The organism is Caballeronia sp. LZ008, from assembly GCF_031451435.1.
In the GTDB taxonomy this organism is placed as follows: domain Bacteria; phylum Pseudomonadota; class Gammaproteobacteria; order Burkholderiales; family Burkholderiaceae; genus Caballeronia; species Caballeronia zhejiangensis.
Genome location: NZ_JARUXK010000003.1, coordinates 548,790 through 566,067, shown reverse-complemented (window position 1 = coordinate 566,067; position 17,278 = coordinate 548,790). Strand labels below are relative to the sequence as shown.

Annotated in this window: 21 protein-coding genes and 1 pseudogene; 11 read left to right on the top strand and 11 right to left on the bottom strand. The window is 62.8% G+C overall.

Going from position 1 to position 17,278, the window contains the following annotated elements; genetic code table 11:
• The first annotated feature begins 14 nt into the window (after positions 1 to 14).
• Positions 15 to 1,970, top strand: coding sequence for a methyl-accepting chemotaxis protein (locus tag QCE49_RS21720; RefSeq protein ID WP_175980809.1), 1,956 nt, complete (start codon positions 15 to 17; stop codon positions 1,968 to 1,970).
• Between the two features lie 83 nt (positions 1,971 to 2,053).
• Here QCE49_RS21720 and QCE49_RS21715 read toward each other — a convergent pair whose 3' ends face one another.
• Complete coding sequence (locus tag QCE49_RS21715) at positions 2,054 to 2,362, bottom strand: non-heme iron oxygenase ferredoxin subunit (protein WP_250457312.1); 309 nt, start codon at positions 2,360 to 2,362, stop codon at positions 2,054 to 2,056.
• 17 nt (positions 2,363 to 2,379) lie between these two features.
• Positions 2,380 to 3,459 (bottom strand): fatty acid desaturase family protein, encoded by a 1,080-nt coding sequence (locus tag QCE49_RS21710; RefSeq protein ID WP_175980807.1) that lies wholly within the window; start codon positions 3,457 to 3,459, stop codon positions 2,380 to 2,382.
• A gap of 146 nt (positions 3,460 to 3,605) precedes the next feature.
• Between QCE49_RS21710 and QCE49_RS21705 the strand changes: the two genes are divergently transcribed.
• Positions 3,606 to 4,658: a LacI family DNA-binding transcriptional regulator gene (locus tag QCE49_RS21705; RefSeq protein ID WP_008348007.1), complete on the top strand. Its 1,053-nt coding sequence runs from the start codon at positions 3,606 to 3,608 to the stop codon at positions 4,656 to 4,658.
• Between the two features lie 65 nt (positions 4,659 to 4,723).
• Here the strand turns inward: QCE49_RS21705 and QCE49_RS21700 are convergent, their stop codons facing one another.
• Positions 4,724 to 5,011 (bottom strand): hypothetical protein, encoded by a 288-nt coding sequence (locus QCE49_RS21700; RefSeq protein ID WP_250457295.1) that lies wholly within the window; start codon positions 5,009 to 5,011, stop codon positions 4,724 to 4,726.
• A 318-nt stretch (positions 5,012 to 5,329) separates the two neighbouring features.
• On the opposite strand from QCE49_RS21700, the gene QCE49_RS21695 reads away from it, so the two are divergent.
• Positions 5,330 to 6,412 (top strand): glycosyltransferase family 2 protein, encoded by a 1,083-nt coding sequence (locus tag QCE49_RS21695; protein WP_250482018.1) that lies wholly within the window; start codon positions 5,330 to 5,332, stop codon positions 6,410 to 6,412.
• A 13-nt stretch (positions 6,413 to 6,425) separates the two neighbouring features.
• On the opposite strand, the gene QCE49_RS21690 is transcribed toward QCE49_RS21695, so the two are convergent.
• The gene (locus QCE49_RS21690; protein WP_250482017.1) at positions 6,426 to 6,932 is read right to left on the bottom strand and encodes a hypothetical protein; all 507 of its coding nucleotides are present in this window, start codon (positions 6,930 to 6,932) and stop codon (positions 6,426 to 6,428) included.
• A gap of 87 nt (positions 6,933 to 7,019) precedes the next feature.
• On the opposite strand from QCE49_RS21690, the gene QCE49_RS21685 reads away from it, so the two are divergent.
• Together QCE49_RS21685 and QCE49_RS21680 are read left to right on the top strand one after the other, a co-directional pair.
• Positions 7,020 to 7,241, top strand: a complete 222-nt coding sequence (locus QCE49_RS21685) for a hypothetical protein (protein ID WP_250482016.1) — start codon at positions 7,020 to 7,022, stop codon at positions 7,239 to 7,241.
• A 38-nt stretch (positions 7,242 to 7,279) separates the two neighbouring features.
• Positions 7,280 to 7,537, top strand: coding sequence for a hypothetical protein (locus tag QCE49_RS21680; RefSeq protein ID WP_033536198.1), 258 nt, complete (start codon positions 7,280 to 7,282; stop codon positions 7,535 to 7,537).
• 17 nt (positions 7,538 to 7,554) lie between these two features.
• On the opposite strand, the gene QCE49_RS21675 is transcribed toward QCE49_RS21680, so the two are convergent.
• Positions 7,555 to 8,967, bottom strand: coding sequence for an HdeD family acid-resistance protein (locus QCE49_RS21675; protein ID WP_008347998.1), 1,413 nt, complete (start codon positions 8,965 to 8,967; stop codon positions 7,555 to 7,557).
• A gap of 171 nt (positions 8,968 to 9,138) precedes the next feature.
• On the opposite strand from QCE49_RS21675, the pseudogene QCE49_RS21670 reads away from it, so the two are divergent.
• A pseudogene (locus tag QCE49_RS21670) lies at positions 9,139 to 9,723 on the top strand (DUF1349 domain-containing protein).
• 109 nt (positions 9,724 to 9,832) lie between these two features.
• Here QCE49_RS21670 and QCE49_RS21660 read toward each other — a convergent pair.
• A complete protein-coding gene (locus QCE49_RS21660; RefSeq protein WP_250457289.1) occupies positions 9,833 to 10,621 on the bottom strand; it encodes an aldolase in 789 nt (262 codons plus the stop codon).
• A gap of 242 nt (positions 10,622 to 10,863) precedes the next feature.
• On the opposite strand from QCE49_RS21660, the gene QCE49_RS21655 reads away from it, so the two are divergent.
• Positions 10,864 to 11,067 carry a cold-shock protein gene (locus tag QCE49_RS21655; protein ID WP_008347993.1) on the top strand — a complete coding sequence of 68 codons (204 nt, stop codon included), beginning with the start codon at positions 10,864 to 10,866 and terminating at the stop codon, positions 11,065 to 11,067.
• A gap of 69 nt (positions 11,068 to 11,136) precedes the next feature.
• Here the strand turns inward: QCE49_RS21655 and QCE49_RS21650 are convergent, their stop codons facing one another.
• Positions 11,137 to 11,406, bottom strand: coding sequence for a hypothetical protein (locus QCE49_RS21650; RefSeq protein WP_235366226.1), 270 nt, complete (start codon positions 11,404 to 11,406; stop codon positions 11,137 to 11,139).
• Positions 11,407 to 11,436: 30 nt separating this feature from the next.
• Between QCE49_RS21650 and QCE49_RS21645 the strand changes: the two genes are divergently transcribed.
• Positions 11,437 to 11,787, top strand: a complete 351-nt coding sequence (locus QCE49_RS21645; RefSeq protein ID WP_235366225.1) for a hypothetical protein — start codon at positions 11,437 to 11,439, stop codon at positions 11,785 to 11,787.
• Positions 11,788 to 12,010: 223 nt separating this feature from the next.
• On the opposite strand, the gene QCE49_RS21640 is transcribed toward QCE49_RS21645, so the two are convergent.
• Entirely contained in the window at positions 12,011 to 12,778 is a 768-nt protein-coding gene (locus QCE49_RS21640; protein ID WP_008347988.1) for a sulfite exporter TauE/SafE family protein, read from the bottom strand.
• An 82-nt stretch (positions 12,779 to 12,860) separates the two neighbouring features.
• Between QCE49_RS21640 and QCE49_RS21635 the strand changes: the two genes are divergently transcribed.
• Complete coding sequence (locus tag QCE49_RS21635; RefSeq protein WP_008347985.1) at positions 12,861 to 13,751, top strand: LysR substrate-binding domain-containing protein; 891 nt, start codon at positions 12,861 to 12,863, stop codon at positions 13,749 to 13,751.
• Here the strand turns inward: QCE49_RS21635 and ppk2 are convergent.
• Together ppk2 and QCE49_RS21625 are read right to left on the bottom strand one after the other, a co-directional pair.
• On the bottom strand, positions 13,748 to 14,839 hold the full coding sequence (gene ppk2 / locus QCE49_RS21630; RefSeq protein ID WP_250457285.1) for a polyphosphate kinase 2: 1,092 nt from the start codon (positions 14,837 to 14,839) through the stop codon (positions 13,748 to 13,750). The two genes, QCE49_RS21635 and ppk2, sit on opposite strands and share 4 nt — an antisense overlap.
• A 52-nt stretch (positions 14,840 to 14,891) precedes the next feature.
• Positions 14,892 to 15,113, bottom strand: a complete 222-nt coding sequence (locus tag QCE49_RS21625) for a YdcH family protein (RefSeq protein WP_008347983.1) — start codon at positions 15,111 to 15,113, stop codon at positions 14,892 to 14,894.
• Between the two features lie 222 nt (positions 15,114 to 15,335).
• On the opposite strand from QCE49_RS21625, the gene QCE49_RS21620 reads away from it, so the two are divergent.
• Entirely contained in the window at positions 15,336 to 15,647 is a 312-nt protein-coding gene (locus tag QCE49_RS21620; RefSeq protein WP_008347982.1) for a hypothetical protein, read from the top strand.
• A gap of 148 nt (positions 15,648 to 15,795) precedes the next feature.
• Entirely contained in the window at positions 15,796 to 16,443 is a 648-nt protein-coding gene (locus QCE49_RS21615) for a VC0807 family protein (protein WP_008347981.1), read from the top strand.
• On the opposite strand, the gene QCE49_RS21610 is transcribed toward QCE49_RS21615, so the two are convergent.
• A complete protein-coding gene (locus QCE49_RS21610) occupies positions 16,444 to 17,268 on the bottom strand; it encodes an alpha/beta fold hydrolase (RefSeq protein ID WP_081851823.1) in 825 nt (274 codons plus the stop codon).
• Positions 17,269 to 17,278 lie beyond the last annotated feature (10 nt).

Genomic DNA, 17,278 nt, shown 5'->3' with positions numbered 1-17,278 from the left:
CCCAGTGATTCCCCATGTTTCGTAATGTTCTGGCCCGGACCAACGTCGGGACCAAATTCGCCGTGCTCGCCTGCGCGCTCACGGCAGTCGTCGTCGCGTTCTTCACCATCGCCGTCACGCGCAGCGCGGGCGAGCAAGTCGATACGCATGCGCTCGCGCGCGTCGAAAGCGAGAATCGCTCGATCGCGACGATGATCGGCCTCTTCGACAAGGCCGTGAGCGCGGAAGTCACGCGCTTCATGACGATCTTCGCGCATCGTCTGCCTTCGACGTTCGCGCTCGATGAAACCCGCACCGTGGACATCGACGGTAAAGCCACGCCGACTTTCCTCGCGGGCGACAAGGCGCTGAACAACGACTTCACGATTCCCGACGCTTTCCTCGAGGAAAGCGGCGCCATCGCGACGATCTTCGCCCGCACCGGGGACGATTTCGTGCGCGTGACGACGTCGCTCAAGAAGCAGGACGGCACGCGCGCGATTGGCACGCTGCTCGACCGCAAGGGCCCCGCGTATGCGCCGATCCTTGCAGGCAAGCCCTATATCGGCATCGCGGCGCTTTTCGGCAAGCAGTACATCACCGCGTACAAGCCCGTCACCGATGCATCGGGACGCATCATCGGCGCACTTTTCGTTGGCGTCGACGTGACATCCGAATTCGCAGCGTTGCAGGACACCATCGCGAAGCTCGCGATCGGCGCGAGCGGCTATCACTTCGTCGTCGATGCATCGACTGGCCCGAACCGCGGCAAGCTGCTCGTGCATCCCGGTTCGAAAGGCGAACTGGCCGATGAGCGCGTTGCGCCCTTCAAGCAGATGCTCGACACGCACGAAGGCGAGCTCTCGTTCGACGGCCCCGATATCGCGGGCGCGGATTCGCGCGTGCATGGCGGCAACAAGGAAATCATCTATATGACGGTGCCGCAATGGCAATGGATGATCGGCGGCATTGCATATCGCGACGAAGTGCTCGCCGACGTTCACGCGAGCCGCAATCGCTTCCTGGTTCTCGGGCTCGTCATCGTGGCGCTGCTCGTCGGCGTGCTGCTCTATGCGGTCACGCGACTCGTGGGCCGTCCCATCGACGACGTGACGCGCGCGTCGGAACGCATCGCCGCGGGCGACTTGACCGTGCGTATCGACAGCGCGCGCGAGGACGATATCGGCCGGCTGATGCGTGCGATCGACGGCATCGCGCGCGGACTCGCGGGCATCGTCGCGCAGGTGCGCAGCGCATCGGCGGACATGAACGAAGGGACGGCGCGCATTGCATCGGGCAGCAGCGATATCGCCACGCGCATCGCAACCCAGGCCGCGAGCGTCGAAGAAACCGCTGCGAGCATGGAAGAAATCACGAGCACCGTGCAGCAGAACGCTGCGAATACGGCGCAGGCGGGGACGCTCGTCGCGTCCGCATCCGATGCCGCGCGCGCAGGCGGTCATGCAGTCGGGCGCGTGGTCGCGACGATGGGCGAGATCGACGCATCGGCGCGACGCATCGCCGACATCACCGCGACGATCGAAGGCATCGCGTTCCAGACCAACATTCTCGCGTTGAACGCTGCCGTCGAAGCCGCGCGCGCGGGCGAGCACGGCAAGGGCTTCGCGGTGGTCGCATCGGAAGTGCGCGCGCTCGCACAACGCAGCGCGGGCGCAGTCAAAGAGATCGAAGTGCTGATCGCCGAATCGGCCGCGAAGGTCTCGCACGGCTACAAGATCGCCGAGGAAGCGAGCAGCACGATGGGCGGCATCGTCGAGCAAGTCTCGCGCGTGAATGCCATCGTCGATGAAATCGGCGTTGCGTCACGCGAGCAGGCAAGCGGCATCGAGCAGGTGAACAGCGCGGTCATGCTGATCGGCGAAGCGACGCAACAGAACGCCGCGCTCGTCGGTGAAGCGGAGCATTCCACCGCCGAACTGCGCGATCAGGCCGAGCGGCTTGCGCGCGTCGTCAGCATGTTCCGCGTTTAAGCCTTCGCGCATTCATAGCGGTTCAAGCGGACGTGGCGCGTCGTCGTGCGCGCCACATACCGACGTCGATCGTCGACGGGGCATCAGACCTCGATGAAGATGCGGCCATCCTCGACTTTCGCGGGATACGTCCGCAGCTTTTCGCAAACAGGCGCGCACAGCGGACGGCCGTCGCGAATGTCGAAGCGTCCGTTGTGCTTCGGACATTCGATGACGTGGTCCATCACGAATCCGTCACTCAGATGAACGTGCTCGTGCGTGCATAGGCCATCGCTGGCATAGACGGCATCGTTCACACGATAGATCGCGAAGGTGCGGCCATCGTGATCGAAACGCATCACGTCTTCGTCTTCGATATCTTCCATCGCAGCTGCATCGATCCATTGCGTCATCGGAACGTCCTCCTTGGTCATGCCTGCGTCGCGGCGGGCATCGGTCTTTCGACGTGATACGACGGATCGCGCGTTTGCCGCACGAGCGCCGGAATGATCTCTGCATATGCCGCGATCGTGCTCGTGTAAGGCGGCGGCATGTCATGCTTCACCGCTTCGTGCAGGCGCGGCAGCGCGTAATAAGGCACCATCGGGAACATGTGATGTTCGACGTGATAGTTCATGTTCAGATACAGAAAGCGGAACACGGGATTCATCATCACCGTGCGGCAGTTCTTGCGATGATCGAGCACGTTCTCAGGCATCCCCGCATGCTGCGTGAGGCCGAAGAAGAGATAGAGCCACGCGCCGTACAGACTCGGCAAGCCGATATAAAGCAGGGGAAGGATCGAATGAGACACGAAGCATGCGCCAATCACCGCCGCATAGATCGCGAGCGTCACGCGCGCTTCAAGAATGACTTTCGGCCATTCCGATTCCGGCACGTAGGTCTTTTCTTCGTCTCCGATATTGCCGAACGCGGATGAAACGATCTTCGGCACTTCGCCCGCTGCGTGCTTCAGCGCAAAGACGTTCAATGCGAGACTCAGCCAGTCCGTCGGCAGCGGCACGGCAATCTCGCGATCCCTTCCGACGACCAGCGTATCCGTGTGATGACGCGCGTGACTCCAGCGCCAGATCGTCGGCCGGCGAAACACCTGAAACGACGCGAACTGATAGAGCGCCTTGTTCATCCACGACGTCTTGAATGCGGTGCCGTGACCGCTTTCGTGCCAGCGCGAATCGGCGGGGCTGCAATAGAGCGTGCCGTAAAGAAGAAATGCGGGAATCGCCCAGAGCGAATGCGCTTGCCATGCGAACCACGCCAGCACGCCGCTCGCGATGATCGACGCATACCAGAGCAAGGTGTCGCGGATGGCGCGTGCATCGCCACGCTGCATCAGGCTCTTCATGACCGGCCGCGGCACCGCGCACTTGTACCAGTCCGCATTGACCAGGCCCGACGCTTTCGCACGCTCGCCTGCGCCGCCGATGAGCCGGTAATCGCGATAGCCGTCCCGCGCGCCCGCACCTTGCGCCTGCTCGGAATCCATCATGTCACCTCAAGCGATGATTGGATTTGCATCATTCGTCATTGCTGATTCGATGATAAAAGCGGATGCATCGCCCGCGCAATCTTCACGCGCATTTGCTATCTTTAGGCATCATCGCGCGAATTGAAAACCCATCAATTACATCAAAGATGAGCAAGCGTCCCACGCTTCAATCCGTGGCCGAGGCTGCCGGCGTCAGTCCGGCAACAGTGGATCGCGTCTTCAACGGACGTCTCAGCGTGCGCGAAGGCACTGCATTGCGCGTGATCGAGGCAGCCGAGCGCATCGGCTATCACGGCGCAGGCTTGATGCGCGAACGTCTGCGCGCGCAACGCGGCGAGCGCCATGAACGCTATGCCCTCGGCTTCTGTCTGCAGAAACGTGCGGATCCCTTCTATCAGACGTTCGCGCGCATTCTGACGGATGCCGCCGCGCGCCACGAACCGGAGCATTGCAACGCCGTCATCGAGTACATGGATGAACTCGATCCGGCTTCCATCGCACGCACGCTGCTTACGCTCGGCGAGCAGGTGGATGCGCTCGGCGTGGTCGCAGTGGACCATCCGCATGTGACCGCCGCAATCGAAACGCTTCACGGGCAGGGCAAGCCGACGGTCACGTTGCTATCGGATCTGAGTGCGCCCTTACGCGCGGGTTATATCGGCGTCGATCCGCGCAAGAGCGGACGCACGGCCGCGTGGGCCGTGAGCCGCCTCACGCGCCGCGACGAAGGCACTGTTGGCGTGTTCGTCGGCACGCCGCGTTATCTCGGTCAGGAAAGCTGCGAGATCAGCTTTCGCTCGTACTTGCGCGAACATGCGCCCGGATTGCGCGTGCTCGATACGCAGATCAATCTCGAAGACAAGCAACTCGCTTACGAGGCGACGCTCGCGATGCTCGCGCGTCATGCCGATCTCGCCGGCCTCTATATCCCCGGCGGCGGCGTGGGCGGCGTGATACGCGCGCTGCGCGAAGAGGCCGCGGGACGACGCATCGTCACCGTGTGCAGCGACCTGATGCCCGACCGGTACGAGGCGCTCGTCGAAGGCGTCATCGATCTCGTGATCGACACGCCGCTTCAGCGCATCGCCGAGACGGCCATTCAGGCAATGCTGCGCGCGTTGCAAGCGCTGCCGGGCGAAGCAGCGCAGGCCAGCCAGTATCCGCTGCCGGCGCAGCTTTATACGCCGGAGAACGTCTGAGCTTGATAGCGTGCCGCTTCAACCGAATGCGTATTTTTTTCTTCTTCGACCTCATGACGCCAAAGTCATGAGAAAAATATGCAGTGCATTGCTACAGTCGCTTGCACGCAGAAACCGTTTGTCACGACTGAATGCTGAAGATGCTCGGGCATGTGGCCGAGCGCACCGAACTGCGACCATCGACTCAGGACGATAACGTTTGCGAGCCATCCTGCGTCGCCGATATGAAGCGGCGGCGATGAAATCCCAGCTTCACGCGGCCGTTTTTCCACTAGTATGTCCCGGTGGACTGCATTTGCCTGCACGCTGAAAGAGGCGAGTGTCATCGCTTCGTTGCTTTGAAGGACTAGCATGCAGTTGCTCGGGGAACCCGCCCGGCAAAAACGGCTCTATTAACGATTGTTCCATCGACATGCACGTCAGGCCGGGGTGTCCGGGGCCCGCCATATGACGTGACATGCTCCAACAATAATGCGCTGCCAGAGCTTCCCGTCTTGTACGGTGATCGAGCCAGCCTCATCCATCAGACCAGCTGCATGTCCGGTCGTGCCGCAATCAATCACAAGGTGATGCGCGTTTGCGCGCGGCGGCACGGCGGGACATCGACAACGGCTCTTCGCATGGTGCGTGCGGAGAGACAGAGCCCAATCAATCGACGGAGAGCGTCATCCATGCCGTTTGAGAGTGACTCCTTGCGAGACACCAGTCCGCTGCTCAGCATCGTCGTGGCGGCTTATAACATCGAGGGATACATCGAGGAAGCGCTCGAATCCCTGCTGTCCCAACCTCATATCGACGCGATGAAGGTCATCGTGGTCGATGACGGTTCTCGCGATGAGACCTATGCGGCAGCGCGCTCGGTCGTGGAGCGCGATCGCGGCGTGCACATCGAATTGATACACCAGGAAAATCGCGGCCTGAGCGCCGCGCGCAATACCGGCCTCGCGGCGGTGCGAACGCCTTATGTCGGCTTCCTGGACGGCGACGATATCTATCTGAAGGGCTTCACCGAAGCGATGATCCCGGTGCTCGCCGAGCGCAAGTGGGATGTGGTGGAGTACAACGTCAAGATCATCGATGACGACGACCGCGAGCTCGATAACATCGAACTCGTCGACCATGCGACGAGCGGCGGTCATCCGATGGATCGCGCGGCGCTGCAGCAGTTTGCCGATCGATTCCATACCTTTGCGTGGGCGCGCGTCTATCGCACCGACCTGTTCGACGCAGCGCCCTTTCCCGAAGGACGAAACTACGAAGACATGGCCCTCGTGCCCTCGACTTATCTGCGCGCAAAAAGCATCTATCGGATTCCCGCGCCGCTGATCGGCTATCGGCGGCGCTTCGGCAGCATCACGCAGACAGCCAAGCTGCGCGACATGCACAATCTGCGCCTCACAGGGCAGGAAGCGCTCGCACGTTGCGACGGCAGTGACATGGACGATTTCTGGCTCACCGTCTTCGACAAGCTCTTTCAGCGTGCGTGCCACGTTTGCGCGCGCGTCGATCGCGCTTCGTTCAAGCAGGCGTCCGAGACGCTCACGGCCATGGCCGTCGATCATCGGAAGATGCGCGAGAAACTCACCGAAGGCGGCAAGCGTCAGGTTGTCGAGCTGAAGCCGTTCGATCTGAACGTACGCGCGGACCGCTCGATCCACTTCCTCAAGGGCCTCGTGAAAAAGGTGTTGCGCCGCAGCCTCGACCATCATCAGCGTGCGCGGCGGCCGAGCACGTCCAATCAGTTGAGCGGATGACGCGGCCCCCCTTTCACGCCTCTTCGATGGCGCGCAAGCTCATTCGCTTATAGGCATCGACGAGCAATGCGCCCTCACCGCGCTTGTGCGCGACGGCAGGGCGCATTGTTTCTTCGCCTGGCTGCCAGATCAGGAACGCGAGCGCATTGACGCGCTTGCTGTCCGCACGCGGCATCACGCGCCGGATCGCCGACGCCAGCAATGCGCCGCACGCGCGGCTCTCCGCGATCTCGATGTATTCTTCGACGCGTCGTTGTCGAGCGGCGCCGAACGCATCGTGCTGTTGTCGGGACGTGGCGAAGAAGAAGCGCAGGCGGCGGAAGAAGCGCTGCAACGCTCCGGGGCGAGCTGGACCATCCTGCGTTGCAGCTGGTTCATGCAGAACTTCAGCGAGAGCTTTCTGCTGGATCCGATCCGTGAGGGCACGCTCGCGCTGCCCGTCGCCGATATCAAAGAGCCTTTCGTCGATGCGGAAGATATCGCCGATGCAGCCGTCGCCGCACTCACGCAGCCAGGCCACGAAAAGCGGCTTTACGAACTCACCGGACCTCGCGCGATCACTTTCGCCGAAGCGCTCGCATGCATCGCGAAAGCGACGAGACGTGACATGCGGCTCGTGCCCGTGCCGCCCCATGCATTTCGCGACGCTCTGCTCGCGGCTGGCGTGCCGAAGCCCGAGACCGACCTGATTCTCTATCTCTTAACGACCGTGCTGGATGGCCGCAACGACAAGCCCGCCGATGGCGTGCGCGCCGCGTTGCATCGCGAAGCCTGCTCGTTCGAGGACTACGCCACGCGAGCCGTGGCGAGCGGCGTATGGGATGTGTGACGCACGAAGCCGCCACTGTTTCGCGGTAGACTTGAGGGATGGAAAAATGTCCCTACTGCGAGCGAATCCGTGACGAATGGGACTGTCACGGTCAGGAATGCCGCACCGCCATCGCCCGCGCGCTGCGTCGACAACGCATGGGATTGCCGATGGTGCCGAAGGTCATTCGCAATGAGATTCCGCCGGGCGCGTCGACGGGCGAAGTGATCGCTCAGCTATCGCGTCAGCGCTTGCGCGCACGGCGCGCGAACGAGGAACGCCGCGCACGCAAGGAAGCCGAAGACCTCGATCTATAGCGTAGCGGCGCAGCGCATCAAACGCGTGCGGGCGGATCGGCATTCGATCCGCCGTTCTGCGCAAGCGCACCTTCCTCGCGCCATGCACGCCGCGACTTGCGCATCTTCGTAAGCGCCATGCGCGCGACCTTTAGCCAGCCATAGGGACGCGGATCGGCAACCATGCTGAGCGCGCGCGCATAGTCGAGCGTGAGGCCGGGCGTCCAGGCCATCGTCACCGCGCGCTTGCGTATCTGCGCCGCGACCCACAGTTCCGGCGTCACGATCATCCTGACGAGCGCGCCCCAACCCGCGCGCGAACCGTAAAGGCGCCCTGCCGCCCCTTCGAGCGCGGCGTCGAGTGCGCGCGACACGCTGCTCGAACAGTTGCGGTGCGTGAGGTTATAAGTCGTATCCGCGCGATAGTTGCGCCAGAAACTATCGAGCCGCGCCGGGTCGTAATTGCGGATACGCACGCGCACGGTCGATGGACACCATGCCTTCGATTCGATCGCATAACTCGGCTGGAACACGCCGGGCACATCGTTCTCGCGCGTGGCACGCAGCAGGCGCGCGAAGTCATCGGGCGAGCGGTCGATTTCAACCGCGGGATAGAGACTCACATAGATGCCTTCCGGCGATTCGAGCGCCGCGTGTCCCGTCGAGATCACGCCATTGCGATCCACCGCGGCGATATAACGATCGACGATCGGGTGCCATTGCGTTTCGGCCTTCGACGATCCGACCGGCGTCCACACATGCACGGTGAGCGCCGGTTCGTTATCGGCGGGTGGGCCGTCCCATTCGCTGGCTTGCAAGACGCGCGCTTCGTTATCGGGCGCCTTGTCCGCAACGCTCGCCGCTTCCGCGCTTGCATCGCCCCATACGGCCGGATTGCTCGTCAGCTTGCGCACGCGCATGCCGATCATGATCAGATTCCAGCCCGCGAAGATAAAGAACGCACCGATGCAATACGGCACCGTGCCTTTGTAATGCGTCGGATACGGTTGAATCATGAAGATGCCGAGGACGATCTCGAAGATGGCGAAGCCGAGTGCGACACGATAGCGCCGGTAACGCACGACAAGCGCCGATGTCGCCTGCAACAGGCCGTCGAAGATAAACGCGAGACCAATCAGGATCGAAAGAATGAAGTGACCGTGATGATCGCCTTCGAAGATCAACGCGGCAGTAAGAACGAATGCAATGCCCTTCGCATAGCGCAGTCTGCGCTGTCCGCCGACGCCCGCCCACGCGACGGACAATGTCAGCGCGCCCTCGATCAGCAGCAGCCAGCCGACGAACGCGACCGGAAAGCCGAGCGCGCCGTCGAGGGCATCGATGAAGACGCCGATGCCGACGGCCAGAAGCAACCAGCCCGTGACCGTCAGGCTGCGCCAACGATTGCGCAAATAGTCGACGCCCAGCAGAATCATCATCAGCTTGACCATCGTTCTCTCGATTCAAAGCGTGACGGTAAGTGTTCGTATGTTAATGCACTCGACACAGAAAACCGTTTTCCTACGACCGTTCGTTGCCCTGCACTGCGTCACGCGCGGCAGCATGACGGCTTGCGCGCCGTGAAATACTTGCGCTGCCATCTTCACGCGACGCCAGACGCCATGTTCGAGCAATGCCGATGGATCAACGAGCCCGCGCAATGGCGCGTCGACAACGACACGCTCATCGTCACCACCGACACGAACACCGACTTCTGGCGCAAGACGCATTACGGCTTCGTGCGCGACAACGGCCATGTTTTCGCGGCGAGCGTGGAAGGCGACTTTACGGCGGAAGTCGCCGTCGCTGGCGATTTCTCCGCGCTATACGATCAGGCGGGCCTGATGATCCGCGAAAGCCCCGAGCGCTGGATCAAGGCCGGCGCCGAATACAACGACGGCGCGCTCACGTTCAGCACCGTACTCACGAACGACCTCTCGGACTGGTCGCTCGGCTCGCGTGCCGGCGCAAACCGCTTCCGGCTTCGCGTGACGATCGCGCAAGGCGTGCTGAAAGTGCAATGCAGCGCCGATGAACGCAACTGAACGCTCATGCGTCTCGCGCCTTTCTCATCGAGCGGCGCGAACGCACGATGGCTCGTCGGCCCGATGTGTTGCACGCCCGAGCGCGGCGGTCTCACGGTCCATTTCTCAGACTTCACGATCGGGCCGCCCATCGTGAAAGACCTGCACGACATCTCGATGTAAGGCACACCGGCTCGCAAAAACACTCATTTGCAGGGCCAGGCCGCGATTCCTGCAGCAGACCGACATGGGCAAACGCGGCTGGTTCAGGCGCTTCGACGCGAAGGAGTCATCACGCCTCGAAATCGATGCCTCGCGCGCGCAACTGGCGCATGCCACTCGCGAGATGCGCCCGCGCGCTTTCGGCATCGCCCGCGCGCATCTGTTCGTACGTGCGCTGCGCGATCCCGTGCGGCACCGGCTTGAGCGGCCGGTTCGCGCTCATCGCGCGCAATTGCACTTCGGCCGCGCGCTCCAGATAGTAGAGATCGTCCCAAGCCTCCGCGATAGTTGCGCCTGCAACCATCACGCCGTGATTCTTGAGGAACAGGATATCGGCGTCGCCCATCGTGCGCGCGATGCGATCGCCTTCCGCGTTGTCGAGTGCGAGACCGTTGTAGTCCTCGTCGACCGCCGTGCGGCCGTAGAACTTCAGCGACGTCTGCCCGAGCCACAGAAGCGGCGGGCCGTCGAGCAGGCACAGTGCGGTCGCGTTCGGCATATGCGTATGAAAAGCCGCCTTCACGCGCGGCATCAGCTTGTGCACGCGTGCGTGAATGTAGAATGCGGTCGCTTCGGGCTCGCCTTCGCCGTCGATTACATTGCCGTCGAAATCGCAGATCAGCAGACGCGACGCCGTGATCTCGCCGAACGCATAGCCGTAGGGGTTCACGAAGAACAGATCGTCGTGCCCTGGAACCATCGCGGAAAAATGATTGCAGACGCCCTCTTCGAACCCGTTCAGCGCCGCCAGCCGGAAGCAGGCTGCAAGCTGCCGGCGCGCTTCGGCGATCCCGGGCGCGTCGAGCCGTGCGGAAGCGGACGCGGCGCGCGGTGCGCCGCTGGAAAGCGTATGTGCCATATGAGCTTGCCTTTGTCGTTTGCGTGACCGTGAAGGCGAGGATAATCGAACGGACGCGCGCATTATGTCCGACAAAAAAAATCAGCGCGACCGGCGCCTGAGCGCGGAGTATGACGCGTGTATGTCATGTCTCTTAGCAGAAACGCTTATTTGAACTCCGACTTGTGGCATGGTAAAACTCTATGCCGCTCGAAATTCGAAGCGCATCTTCAACGTAATTCGTCTCAATAGGGTTTGGAAAAATGGCAACAGGTACTGTGAAGTGGTTCAACGATGCAAAGGGTTTTGGCTTCATCACGCCGGACGACGGCGGTGAAGACTTGTTTGCACATTTCTCCGAAATCCAGTCCAAGGGTTTCAAGTCTCTCCAGGAGAATCAAAAGGTGAGCTTCGAAGTCAAGCAAGGCCCGAAGGGCAAGCAAGCTTCGACGATCCAGCCGCTGTAAGTTTCAACGCTGGCGCCTCCGGCACGAAACGGCCCGTATGGGCCGTTTTTGCATTGGTGCACGCGGAGATTATTTATCTACCGGATGGTCGGGATTTTCGCGCCAGCGCAAACTGACCTCGGCGCGCATGTCCTTTGAATAAATCAGTAGAATAAATACTGTATTTGCAGCGCCGTTCTCATTGACGGTAATGCGAAATTCTTTCCTCTGATTCACGTGAACTCGGCAAGCAATCGGAAAAAATGCCGTCCGCTGGTTCGGCACAAAACAAAAGCATTGCTCGTCCTCGTTTGGTTCCTGACTTGCGATGCGCGCGCGCAATCGTTCGCGGCGAATCAAAATGCCGCGCGTTTCGTCTCGGAGGTTGTGATGAACGACTTTCGCACCGCGCAGGCGGGCGGCGGTTACGTGTTTTCCTACGATAGCCGCGAAACCGAAGCGTCCTTGTCTGCCAGGCTCGATCGCTGGCTTTCGGGCGCCGATCCCCAGGCCATCGCCATGGACCCAGCGGAAAAGCAGGCGCTCTTCGGCTTCTACTGGGCCGCCAGCATGATGCCGGCGAATTCGCCGTGCTTCCGCGACATCGCCGACCCGGCTTGCGGCGCGGATCTGTCCAAGTGGATGGCGCGCGAACTCGACGACGATCCGCGCTTCATCCGTGCCTACGAGTCCGCGAGAAAGCCGCTCGGCCTGCCGCCAATCGAACGCAACGCGCACTAAGCGGCATACGGGCGCGATGTGTTTCGTCGCGGATTCTCGAGCGAAAACATCCGATTCGCGCGCGCCTGATCGATGCGGATTTCGGCGTTTCGGGCTCGTCTTCCTCGCGCGATCCGTGCAGCAGCACGATCTTCGCCGCGATGCTTGCGAGCAGCGATAACGCCCCGATAGTCTCAAGCAAGGCGGGAATCATGTCGGTCTCCCTGAACGTCGACGCACTCGATCATCGATGCGAGAGCATCGGCCCGTAGGTCTTTACGAAAAATGCAATCGTGATACCGGCGCTGACGATCAAGGTGCCCGCGCGAACCCACTGCGGCGGCGCGCGCCGGCCGATCTGCGCGCCGCCATACCCGCCGGCGATCGCCGCGAGCAGCATCGCGATCGTCTCCGGCCAGCGCACTGCCTGCGCCGCCGCGAACGTCAGCACGGCCACCGAGTTGGCCGCGCTCACGAGCAACGTGCGCGGCGCATTAAGGCTCTTCAGGTCGCGCGAATCGAGCAGGCCCCAGACGGCCATCATCATGATGCCGACCGCGCCGCCGAAATACCCGCCATACACGCCGAGCGCGAACTGGATCGACAGCACCGCCGCCGCGCCGATATGCCAGCGCCGCCGCAACATCTCGCCCAGCTTGCGGCCGAACGCAAGCGTGAAGCTCGCGCACAGAAGCAGCCACGGCAGCACGAACGAAAACGTCCGCGACGACGTGGACAGCAACAAGACTGCGCCGACGAGCCCGCCGGCGAGCGTCGTCACGAGCATCTTGCGGATCGACACCGAGCCGACCGGACCGAGCCCGTCGCGATAGGCCCACGCGCTCACGACACCGCCCGGAAACAGCGCGACGGTGCTCGAAGCGTTCGCCTGAACCGGTGGCAAGCCGGCGGCGATCATCGCGGGGAGGCTCACGAACGAGCCGCCGCCGGCCAGCGCATTCATCGCGCCCGCAAGAAAACCGGCGCCGATAACGACAATGAAGGGTTCCATGCGACAGATGCTAGCGACGCGGCCGTCCCCTTACAATCTGGCATTTCCAATGCGAGGCTTCGGCCAATCCGAAGGAAGCGCGATGCGTTTCGATCTGACCGACATGCGGCTTTTCCTGACCGTGGTCGAGCGCGGCAGCATCACGGCGGGCGCTCAGGCGATGCACCTCGCGCTGGCCTCGGCGAGCGAGCGCATCGCGGGCATGGAGGCCGCGCTTGGCGCGCCGCTGCTCGAGCGCAACCGCCGCGGCGTGCAGGCGACCGCCGCCGGCGATGCCTTCGTGCGCCACGCGCGCGCGATTCTCGGCCAGGTCGAGCAGATGCGCGGCGAGCTGCGCTCGTTCGCAACCGGCCTCAAAGGCCGCATCCGGCTGATGTCCAACACGGCGGCGCTGGCCGCCTTCCTGCCGCCGAGACTCTCGCGTTTTCTCGTCGCCTATCCCGATCTTTCGATCGATCTCGACGAACGCCCGAGTGTGGAGATCGTGCAGGCGCTCGCGGAGAGGCGCGCGGATCTCGGCGTCGTCTCGGACACGACCGATCTTGGACAATTGGAGACGCATCTGCTCGCGAAGGACCGACTCGTGGTCGTGGCGAATCGCGCGCATCGGATTGCGGGAGAAAGCGAGGTGGCGTTCGCGGAAATCGTCGGCGAGGCATTCGTCGGGCTGTCGGATGCCGCGCTCGAATTGCATCTTGCGGAGCGCGCCTCGCGACTTGGCCGCCAGATTGCCTACCGAATCCGCATGCGCAGTATCGACAACGTCGGGATGCTCGTCGAATCGGGCATCGGACTCGCGATTCTGTCCGAGGCATCGGCGCGGATGCTGGAGCGGCCGACGCTTGCGGTCGTGCCGCTATCGGAGCCGTGGGCGACACGCCGTCTGCATCTGTGTGCCCGCGACTTCCGCGCGCTCACGCCGCACGCGCGTTTGCTCGCCGAAACGTTGATGGACGGCGCAACCGCAAGCTAGAACGGACGCCCGACGATAAACGGATCGACCGCGCCGATCGCTTTGAGATCGCGATTCGCGTAGGGCAGCTTGTGCAGCACATAGCGCATCGCGTTGAGGCGCGCGCGCTTCTTGCAATCGGAGCGTACGACGGTCCAGGGCGTGTCCGCGCTATCGGTATGCGCGAACATGGATTCCTTGGCGTCGGTGTACGCGTCCCACTTGTCAAGCGACGCGAGATCGACCGGACTCAGCTTCCATTGCTTCAGCGGATGAATCTCGCGCTCCTTGAAGCGTCGGCGCTGCTCGGCGCGGCTCACGGAGAACCACAGCTTGATGACGTGCGTGCCGCTCTGCGAAAGGTGCCGTTCGAACGCGGGCACCTGCTGCATGAAGTCTTCGTATTCGCGCGGCGAGCAGAAGCCCATCACGCGCTCGACGCCCGCGCGGTTGTACCACGAGCGGTCGAAGAGCACGATTTCGCCCGCCGTCGGCAAGTGTTCGACATAGCGCTGGAAATACCATTGACCGCGCTCGCGCTCGGACGGCTTTTCCAGTGCGACGACGCGCGCGCCGCGCGGATTCAGATGCTCCATGAAGCGCTTGATGGTGCCACCCTTGCCCGCCGCGTCGCGCCCTTCGAAGAGGATGACGACGCGCTGACCCGTGTCGCGCACCCACGCCTGCAACTTCAGCAGCTCCACCTGAAGGCGATACTTCTGCTTCTCATACGCGCGCCGCGACATCAGGTTCCGATACGGATAGCCGCCATTGCGCCACGACGGCGACAGTTCGTCGTCGGGATCAGGCGTGCCGTTGGCGGCCCGCAGCATCGCGTCGCCATCGAAAAGATGGGCGCGCAACGCCGATACTTCATCCGGCGACATACCGCCGATCAAGGTTCGGACGGTATCGACCAGCGATTCAGCTTGTGCGCCGTCTCGCGCGTCGAAGCGCTTCAGTATGTCGTCCAGGCTGCTCGTCAGCAGGTCATGCGCCGCTTCGACCGCGCGGCCCGTTTCTTCCTGTTCGATGGACGGCGGCTTCGTTCGCGCCGCGACGCCGCCGTCGCTCGATTCGGCAGTGTTACCTGGCGATATCAACTTCATTCCTTCCTCGATGTTGTTGCTCGGAGTCTCTGGCTCTCACGTCGTTTTGTCTTCAGGCGGCTTCGTGCGCCTTTCGCAAGACCGTGTAGAGCTTGTCCTTCAGCAGCAGCTTTTCTTTTTTCAGCGATTCGATGGCGAAGCCATCCGCAGGCGTGACACCGGTCTCCATGTTGTGGATCTGATGATCGAGTTCGTTGTGGCGCTCGAAGAGCCGCGAGAAGTGGCCGTCTTCGGTCTTCAGGCGCGAGATGAGATCGCGATATTCGGGAAACATGCTTGATCCTCCGGTTGATAAACAATTAGCAATTCGAAGTACATATTACCGACCGGAGAGGGCCTTTTCTTAGACAAATATCAAGCGATGCTGTGTCAGACCGCCGCGGATTGCATTTGCAAGCACCTAGGCAAAACCCTCTTTCGCCCGGGTATCGTCCTTGCACAGAATGATGTCGCCGGCCGGGCATCCGCGCGGCCGGCGTGAGCCAAGGAGGCCGACATGAAGAAAAGCCGCAATTGCGCGCAGGGACGCGCCCTGCACATTGCGTTGATCGCCGGCGCTGCTGGCTTGTGCTTCGCCACGGCGGCCAGCGCGGACAGCCAAGCCGCGAAGAAGATGGGCCAGATGGGCGTCATCAACCAGACACTGCAGCCGAAGCCCCTGAAGCCGGCGACGCCGAACACGCCGAACGCGAATACGACGACGCCGAACTACAACGCGAACTCGAACTACAACCCCAACGCGGGCAATACGGCAAACGGCGCCGTGCCCGGAACGCCCGCCGCCGCGGGCGCGCCCCCGAGAAAGTAGGCGCCATGTGCGCGTCGGGCCGCTCGTTGGATCGGGAGCGGCCCGAGCCCTTCCCAGCGAACCGGCGCGCGCGTTCGCACGGCCGCGCATTGTCGATCTCTTATACTTGGCTCAGGCATTGCCATTCAAAGCGCACATTCCTGAGTCCATGAAAAAGATCAAACCCGGTCTCGTGCTCGAACTCGTCGCTAACCTGCTGCTTCCGTGGCTTGCGTACCGGCTCGCGCTGCCTTACTGGGGCGATGTCGGCGCGCTGTATGCATCGGCCGCGCCGCCGCTCATGTGGAGCGTCGCCGAATTCGCGCGCTCGCGCCGCGTGGATGCGCTTTCCGCGCTCGTGCTGTTCGGCATCGCGCTATCGATTGTCATGCTCGCGATGGGCGGCAGCCCGCGCATCCTGCTCGTGCGCGAATCGCTCGCGGCGGGCGCAACGGGCATCGTTTTTCTGATCTCGCTGTTTTTCGAGCGCCCGCTCGTCTTCTATCTCGCCCGCGCGACCGTCACTCGCGAGCAGGAAGACGGTGCGAAACGTTTCGAGGCGTACTGGAGCGAGAGCGCTTCGCTGCGCATGTCGTTGCGGCTGATGACGCTCGTGTGGGGCGTCGGGCTCTCGCTCGAAACCGTGCTGCGCTTCTGGTTCGCGTGGACGTGGCCGGTCGAGCGTTATCTGGTTGTCTCGCCGGTCGTGAGCTACGTGATCTACGGCGGATTGCTCGCGTGGACGTTTTGGTTCCGCGCGCGGCTCATCGAGCGTCAGGGAGAAAGCGCGTCGTCGCGCGACGGTCTGCTCGGCTAGCTAGGCCAGCGGCGCGCACGTCGCCATCGCGATGTGATCCGCGATCGCCGCGTTCACCGCACAGGCATGCGTGAGCGGCCCCATGTGTCCCGCATCCGGCACGACGATCAGCTTCGCCGCCGGCATCAGATCGGGCAAGGTTTCCGCGATCAGGCGCGTCGGCGCGGGCGCGTGCTCGCCGCGCATGACGAGCGTGGGAATGCGCAGCTTCGCATACGCGCTCGCCGGCGTCGGCTCGTGAATCAGCGCGCGAAAATCGAGCGGCGCTTTCGGCACCCAGCGCGTGAGCATCGCCTGTACGGACGGCCGCAACGCCGACCATGCGCCATGTCCGCCCCAATAATCGACGAAAGAACGCGCCGCGCCGCGCAGATCGCCGGCGACGACGCCCTCCGCCGTGCGCGCCGCGATCGCGAGAATCTCGGCGAATTCAGTCGCACCGCGCGCGCCCATGCTCTTCAGCAGATGAAACGCCGACGGCTCGTAAAGCGTGATGCTCGCGACGCCGTGCGGCCGTTCCAGCGCGGCGCGCAACGCGACGCCGCCGCCATACGAATGTCCGACGAGATGCACCTTGCCGCGCTGACGATCGATGATGTCGATCGTGCGGGCTGCTTCGTCCGCGAGCGTGAAGGCGCGCTCGCCGCTCCACGGTCCGACGCTGTCGCAACCATAGTGCTCCGGCGCCATCAACGTGTAGCGCGCGTGATCCGCGTTGAGTGCGTCGAGCGTTTCGCCGAGCTGGCGCCATTGATTCGCGCCCGCGCCCGAGCAGTGCAGCGCGATGACCGCTGCGGCGGTGTGTTCGTCGTTCGAATCCATCATCGTTCGTTCT